The 6,656-nt window shown below is 68.7% G+C and carries 7 protein-coding genes; 3 read left to right on the plus strand and 4 right to left on the minus strand.

The genetic code is table 11. From position 1 onward, the window contains the following. Nucleotides 1–236: 236 nt before the first annotated feature. Nucleotides 237–1,163 carry a tetratricopeptide repeat protein gene (locus ABT006_RS34695; RefSeq protein WP_350712707.1) on the plus strand — a complete coding sequence of 309 codons (927 nt, stop codon included), beginning with the start codon at nucleotides 237–239 and terminating at the stop codon, nucleotides 1,161–1,163. A 158-nt stretch (nucleotides 1,164–1,321) separates the two neighbouring features. Here the strand turns inward: ABT006_RS34695 and ABT006_RS34700 are convergent, their stop codons facing one another. Next, entirely contained in the window at nucleotides 1,322–2,299 is a 978-nt protein-coding gene (locus ABT006_RS34700) for a hypothetical protein (RefSeq protein WP_350712708.1), read from the minus strand. 257 nt (nucleotides 2,300–2,556) lie between these two features. On the opposite strand from ABT006_RS34700, the gene ABT006_RS34705 reads away from it, so the two are divergent. Continuing rightward, nucleotides 2,557–3,195: a class I SAM-dependent methyltransferase gene (locus tag ABT006_RS34705; protein ID WP_350712709.1), complete on the plus strand. Its 639-nt coding sequence runs from the start codon at nucleotides 2,557–2,559 to the stop codon at nucleotides 3,193–3,195. Between the two features lie 275 nt (nucleotides 3,196–3,470). On the opposite strand, the gene ABT006_RS34710 is transcribed toward ABT006_RS34705, so the two are convergent. Next, the gene (locus tag ABT006_RS34710; RefSeq protein ID WP_350712710.1) at nucleotides 3,471–4,157 is read right to left on the minus strand and encodes a hypothetical protein; all 687 of its coding nucleotides are present in this window, start codon (nucleotides 4,155–4,157) and stop codon (nucleotides 3,471–3,473) included. A gap of 90 nt (nucleotides 4,158–4,247) precedes the next feature. On the opposite strand from ABT006_RS34710, the gene ABT006_RS34715 reads away from it, so the two are divergent. Beyond that, nucleotides 4,248–4,886, plus strand: coding sequence for a hypothetical protein (locus ABT006_RS34715; protein WP_350712711.1), 639 nt, complete (start codon nucleotides 4,248–4,250; stop codon nucleotides 4,884–4,886). 126 nt (nucleotides 4,887–5,012) lie between these two features. On the opposite strand, the gene ABT006_RS34720 is transcribed toward ABT006_RS34715, so the two are convergent. Both ABT006_RS34720 and ABT006_RS34725 read right to left on the minus strand, forming a co-directional pair. Then, complete coding sequence (locus ABT006_RS34720; RefSeq protein WP_350712712.1) at nucleotides 5,013–6,365, minus strand: hypothetical protein; 1,353 nt, start codon at nucleotides 6,363–6,365, stop codon at nucleotides 5,013–5,015. Nucleotides 6,366–6,461: 96 nt separating this feature from the next. Then, nucleotides 6,462–6,587 (minus strand): hypothetical protein, encoded by a 126-nt coding sequence (locus tag ABT006_RS34725; RefSeq protein ID WP_350712713.1) that lies wholly within the window; start codon nucleotides 6,585–6,587, stop codon nucleotides 6,462–6,464. Nucleotides 6,588–6,656: the final 69 nt, after the last annotated feature.

The raw sequence follows: 6,656 nt of genomic DNA on the forward strand, positions 1-6,656 counted from the left end.
AACGGAAAGATCCACTCCTGACGGGTCGCCGAGATCACCTGCACCCCGACATGATCCACCATGGACCGACCGCCGAGTTACGAGACGTCCTTTAGACGGCTGCAGTCGTCGCGACAGTGCCGACCTTCTGGCCGTAGCCGCTCTGCGCAGCTTTCGCCTGGCCCGGGCATGCACCGCCCTTTGGCGGTGCATGGACCTCGTCGCCCGCGCTGCCGGCCGGCGCTAAAGTGTCGATCGTGTCGACGACGAGAGCGCTCGCCCTCGCCCAGGTGATGGCCCACTGCGGCGGCTCGCCCTCCGCAGCGACGAGCTTCATCGCTCGAGCGGTCGCCGCCGATCCGCGCGATCCGGAGCCGTACTCCGCGCTGGAGAACCTGCGGCGAGAGCTGCCCGCCGAGGTCACGGCCGTCGTCGCGACGGCAAACACGATCGGACCGATGCTAGCCCGCGCCTATTTGTCGTTTGTGGACGGTGACATGGACGAGGCCGCGATGTCGCTCGGCACGATCACCGGCTACCAGCCAGACGTCCCGTGGGCATCCGCGCCGTGGTTCGGCGACGAGCGATTCCTCGGTGCGGTAACCCCGGCCGCCGTCGCTGAGGCCACGATGCGTATCCGCGATTACGACCGTGACCTCGACACTGATGCTGTCCGCGAGTGCCTGGCCCCGTGGTTCCGGGCGATCGAGGCGGTCTGCGAGCGCCATGCGGACCCTGACGCGATGGCCCGCATGGCGATCTTGCTGCGCGTGTCCGGCCGCACCGACGCATCGTTCGCCCTGTGCGACCGGGCCGACGCCGTGCGGCGCGTGATGTTCACCGAGGTCGTCCGCGCCGGCACCTGGCGTCACGTCGGCAACCGCGCCGAGGCGGCCGCTGCCTTCCGGCGTGCCCTAGCGCTCGACCCTGCCAACTGGTCGCTGTACCTCGACCTGGCCGATCTGGCCGCCGAGGAAGGCGACTTCGCCGAGGCCGCCACGCAGGCCACTCGCGGCGAGGAACTCGAGCCGGACGACGTCACGATGCGGGCGGCCGCCGCCGCATACCGTGCCCGCTCGACGGGATCGGCCGCCGACCTGGACACGCTCACCGAACTGGCGCCGCAGGTGCCCGAACCGTACCGCCTAACGCTCATCGACTACGCCTACGCTCGCGGCACCTAGGACATCCCACCGTATCGACTTTCGCGAGTCCGACGCCGCCTCGACCGTCACGCCTTTGGTTACCTGCCTCGCCCGTCCGTTTACCCACGGTAACGAGGCGTAGGAGACCGGCGCGCACGGTCGGCGGCAGATCAGGACGCCCGGATCATCAGAGTTCATCACTGGGCAAGCTGGCGGCAGGCATCCCGGCCGCGTGGTAACCCGGCCTCCTTGAATACCAGCCCGCAGCTGCCGTTCTTCGGATCCCAGAGTTGATCGTTGGCGACCAGAGCACGAAGGAGCGCACGCTGTGAGTCGGTCAATGGCCGGCACGGGCCGTACGGCTCGGCGAAGGCAAAACGCACGACCGCACCCCACCCGTCGTCGAATCCGGTCCAACTGTCCCGCCTGGCAACCTCGCAAGCGGCCGTTGCGATCCTGTCGAAGTCGGAGGCGACGCGGATCGCTGCGGCGACGAGTTCAAACTGGTGCAGGCTTGGAGACGGCGGCTCCGCCAGCACGGCGAGGATCAGCTGTTGGCTCCGCGGATCGTCCTCGTGGGCCAGCGCGGCCCGCAGCCGGACCGCGGGGTCTGGGTCAAAGAGCAGGCCACGGAGATCCACGCCCAGCTGGCCGAGGCAGTGAACCCAAGGGGCTCGCGGCCCGGGGCCGCGTTGCAGCCAGCCTCTGATAACGGCAGCGAGGTCCTCGCGCCGGTCTATCAGTGGCGCCATCCGGGCGATCGCCACGAGGTTTTCCGCATAGAACAGAGCGCGGTCAGGCACCGACGTTTCCAGCAGCGCAAGCACCACCGGGTATGCCGCTGCCACGGCATCGGCGACGTCTGGCAGTTCCTCGGCAAAGTGAGGGTCCCCTGCTAAGCCGGTCACGCTCGAGGCCGCATCACCCAGAAACTCCACGAGCGAATCGACCGTGTCCGGGTGCGCCCGGCCTTCGGCGAGGAGCGCGGTCACGGCCCGGACGGCCGGCGCGGTCGCGGTCTCGGGGAAACCCTGATGCAGCACCGCGATCTGAAGGTGCTCCAGCGCCGCCTCGCGGGCCTCGGCATCGCCGACCTCCAGCGCGCGCAGATGCTCCAGGGTGTCTATCGCCCGGCCGTACGCGTGCCGCAGCTGCCACCAGTCAACCGTCAGCATGGACTCTCCGCTTCAGTGAGAAGACACCGATGATGGCCGGGCCCGCTTCAACCACACCACGCGGTTAACATCCGCTCTTCGGCACGTCCGGATGCATGCACCCGCGAGCCGATTACTTGCGTGACGAGCGCTCCGAGGCAGATCCCTGTACCTGATCACGAGCTGGGGACGACATGACTACGGTCTGAGTCACGCAGATGGATCATGGTGTCGGCCAGACCGACGCCGCTCCCCGGGTCGGCGCTATCGTGCGGCGCATGCGCGTTCCTGGATGGTTGGACGACACCCGGACCTCCTACGACACGGTAGCGGTCAGCTACGCCGACCTGCTGCGCGACGCTCTCGCCCGCGAACCGTTCCAGCGGGGCATCCTCGCCCTCTTCGCCGAACTGGTCCGCGCCCAGGGGAACGGGCCGGTCGCCGATGTCGGCTGCGGCCCCGGCCGGATCACCGCCCACCTGCACAGCATCGGCCTGGACGCGTTCGGCCTCGACCTGTCCCCCGCGATGATCGACGTGGCCCGACGGGACCATCCCGGCCTGCGCTTCGAGGTCGGCTCCATGACGCGCCTCGAACTGGCCGACGACTGCCTGACCGGCCTGCTCGCCTGGTTCTCCCTGATCCACGTCCCCGACGACGAGGTATCCATAGCCCTCGCCGAGTTCCACCGCGTTCTGCGGCCCGGCGGGGTCATGCTGCTCGGATTCCATGCCGGCGACGGCAGTCGACTCAAGACGGAGGGCTACGGTGGCCACCCGATGAACGTCTACGTGCACCGCCGCCCACCGGATCGGGTCGCGGCCTGGCTGGACGCCGCAGGCTTCACCGTCGAGGCCGAGATGGTGCACCGCCCAGCCCCGAACGTCGAGGGCGGGTTCATCTTTGCGCAGCGGTGAGGTGGGCGGAGGCATCCGAATCGCGGCCCGAGACGCGCCGGACGCCTACCCTCGCGAATGGGCTTGTCCTGTTCGGGCCTCGGTGTCAGATATTCAAGTCGGACCGTTGTACCGAGGTGTTCGGTGCGCGCTTCCCAGCACGACTACGCCGGCCGCAGCCGCTCCTCGTCGCGTTCCGTGACGCCCGATCGGCGGCAGATCCGTGCGTTCCGACCTGAGCGTGGCAGGCCCTGTCAGCGGTCCGCAAAGCACTCGTCAACTGGGCACCGGGCTGTTCATCGGTAGAGCGGCTGGTCCTGGGTGGGGTCGGCGGGGACCACGTCGAGGCGCGGGTCGGTGGTGAGTTGGGTGATCAGCGCCCGGGTCCCGCCGATCCCGGCCCAGTGCGGATCGACGTCTTTGGCCACGCACCAGGCGTGATCAGCGGGCCAGGCGAATGCCGGCTCGGCGTTGCTGAGACGACGCTGGCCCGGCCACCCCGCAGCGGTGTCCCATGTGCCGACGTCGGCTAACGGCCCTCGAAACAACCAGTACGCACGGTGGGGCACCACAACCTTGGGCACACGCGGTGTCGAGGGCGGGGCAGCGGGTGTGGGTGCCAGTCCCGGCTGGCCGCCGAGCCGCTCGAGCAGGGCGCCTGTGTTCTCCTCGTCGATGTACACGGCGTCGTCGTCGGCTGCGTCGTCGGCGTCGCCGAAGCCTTCCCAGACGCAGAAGTAGCAGTCTTCGGGGGTCGTGGTGTGGGTGGCCAGCACCTCGAAGAGGGTGGGCAGCTGGTCGGTGGGCCAGTCCGCATCGACGTCGTTCTCGCTTTGGCCGGGGCGTGTCGGATCGGGCAGGAACCGAAGCCGCCCGTAGGCGTCGAAGCCCGCAGGGCCGAGGCCCACAAGCTGCTGCCACGGCAGGTCGCTGTGGGCGATCCAGCCGGCGGCCGACAGTTCCCGACAGAAGTTGAGTGTCACCCACACAGGAAACGCCAAGTAACGCCCGGACGGCGGCAAATCCGGATGCCTCCGGGCAGCCGTGAACAGGCTCCTGGGATCATGGGCAGCGTGGCCGGGTTCGGGTATAAAACGTCTTGGCTGGCAGTCCGAGACCGGACCCCTGGGGAGGTCGCCGATGCGCTTGAGCTGCACGACCGGGAGGTCCTCGACTGGGCCACCGGCACCGACCGGGCCTACCGGTACGGCGTGTACGTGGCCGCACCGGTGCCAGGCTGGACCCTCGCCCACAGCCGGCTGCATATGCCGACGGGTTTCGACGCGACCGAGCCGCCCTTCCCCGACTGGCTCAGGGAGCTGAGCCGACAACTGGGCGAGGTGCAGTTCTTCGTCAACGAGCGGGTCCCGGACTATCACGCCTGGGCCCGGGCCCTGGATGGTGAGCTGTTGCGCGCCTACTGCTTCATCGGCGAGCGAGGCGAGGTGCCGCTGTTCGTCGGTGATCCGACAGCCGACGAGATCGGGTTGGGCATCGGCATTCGCGGTACTGAGCTCGGGTGGGAACACTGGTCGGACGAGGAGTGGACAGCCTGGTACGCGACGACGCCGTCCGAGTCCGACGTGATGGCGATGGCCGGTCGCTGGAGCATCGACCCGAACACGATCGACGATGCCACCGTGACTGCGACCGGCATTTACGGACTACCGCCATCGGTCCCCGACACGTCTCCCAATGACAACCCACGTTGACGGCATACCGCCCCTTCCCACCAGCCTGATCAGAGTCAGGCATTGCCGGTGGCACAACGTCGCGTTGCCCACCCTGTGCACGTTCTCATCGGCGCCACCGGACGTACGGATCCAGTGCAAGCAGGTTCAGTGGCAGTGGACGTCGGGCTCGCGACGGATAACGGCGAAGGCGTCGTTGCCGAGGGACAGCAACACGTCGGTGGTGTGCGATACGGCGTGGGGTCCGGTCAGCGCGGCGATACGCAGCGACAGGCGCGTGGGGCGTGGGAACTCCATCGCCCACAGTCCCCAGTTGTCGTCACAGTCTGGGACGGCGAGGTTGACCACGGCTGAGGCGTCGTGTGCCACGCCGTACCGGGTGTGGGCGGCGGTGTAGGCAGCCAACGTGAGCTGGGCTTGCCCTGGCATGCCGACCGCCGTGGGCTGGCGTGAGCCGGATGGAACCAACGCTCGGGTCCGGTGGTCCTTTGCGAACCGACCCGCGATCCGGCGGGCCAGGCTGGGACTCCCAGCAATCCAATCCTGGGCCAACCGCCGGAACGCATGGTCGCGCGCCGTCCCGTGCTGGCCGGCGGCGGTAAGCACACCAGCGCCGGCGCCCGCGAGGGCATCGCACAGCTCCCGCAGCGGAACCCGGCCGACAACCTTCGCGTAGCGAACCATTCGGATCTCAAGCATCGCCTGGTGCAACACCATAGCGGCATACGCTGCCTCGCCCAGCGCCTGTGGCTGCTTGATCTGTCTAGGCTTGCGCCCGGCAGCGCGGCGGTGTGGGGTGCACACGTCCGCGGCTTGGCCGGCGCGGGACAGGTGCCACGACGAGTCGTCGAACCCGACGGTGGCCGAGGTGGCGCGAAGGTAACCCTGGGCGCCGACACGGACCTCGACTCCGGCGGTATCGGCGGCCAGGGCTGCGCCGGCCCCGTCACCGCTGTCGAACCGCACGTCGCGCACGTCGCTGAGGAACATTTGCACGACCGCGTCCCCGTAGCCGTCCGGAGTGGCATAGCGGCGCGGAGTCGCGAGGGCGACGTAGCCGGAGATTTTGTGCCCGGCGCGTTCCACCCGCACGGCGCGGACCTGCGCGCGGGCCAGGTCGTAGTCCTTCGCGACGCTCTCGACAGCCGTCGCGGTCAGCGACGCGATGCCGGGCTGAACCTGCCCCTGGTAGTCGCGGTAATGCACGCCGCGGTGGACAAGCAGGGGCAGCAGGGGTTCCAACCGGTGTCCGGCAACCTCGGCCTGCTCGATCATCCAGGCCCGGCGAGACGGTCCCAGGTCTGCCATCCACACCAGCGCAGCCCTCGCCCGCCGCTCACGCAACCACGCCGGGCGACTCAGCGCCGTACTGAACAGCAGGGAAGTGTTGTTGTCCCAGACGTCCGCGATCTCGGCGACAGCCTGCCGGTCGAAACGGCGGCCATCGGCCGCCAACTCCCCGATGCGGGCCACCGAGCGATCCAGCAGCGCGGCGAACATCGACATAGCAGACGCCCCGGTCATAACCGCGAAGCCTAATACTGCAACGTCAGCCAGAGCGGTGACCCAAGCGGCGCTGCTCCTGCCGGACCCCGATCAGTTGTACAGCCAGACGGCGGCACAGCCAAAACACCACACGAGCAGCACTGCCGAGGCGAGCAGCAGCACGAGCAACGTCAGCAGTTCGCTGCGTGCCGGGGCTTGACCCCGGATCTTGGACACGGTGGTGATTGATTACGCCGCGGCCGTAAGGGTAGCGGCGTGGTGGGTTTCGTAGGCGTTCGGGGAGAT

The sequence above is a fragment of the Micromonospora sp. NPDC002717 genome, from assembly GCF_040295705.1.
Lineage (GTDB): Bacteria > Actinomycetota > Actinomycetes > Mycobacteriales > Micromonosporaceae > Micromonospora.

What these genes read in the sequence shown, in the direction of transcription:
- ABT006_RS34700 (WP_350712708.1), bottom strand. Translation starts at nt 2,299, where the DNA reads ATGCTGACGGTTGACTGGTGGCAGCTGCGGCACGCGTACGGCCGGGCG.
- ABT006_RS34705 (WP_350712709.1), top strand. Translation starts at nt 2,557, where the DNA reads ATGCGCGTTCCTGGATGGTTGGACGACACCCGGACCTCCTACGACACG.
- ABT006_RS34720 (WP_350712712.1), bottom strand. Translation starts at nt 6,365, where the DNA reads ATGTTCGCCGCGCTGCTGGATCGCTCGGTGGCCCGCATCGGGGAGTTG.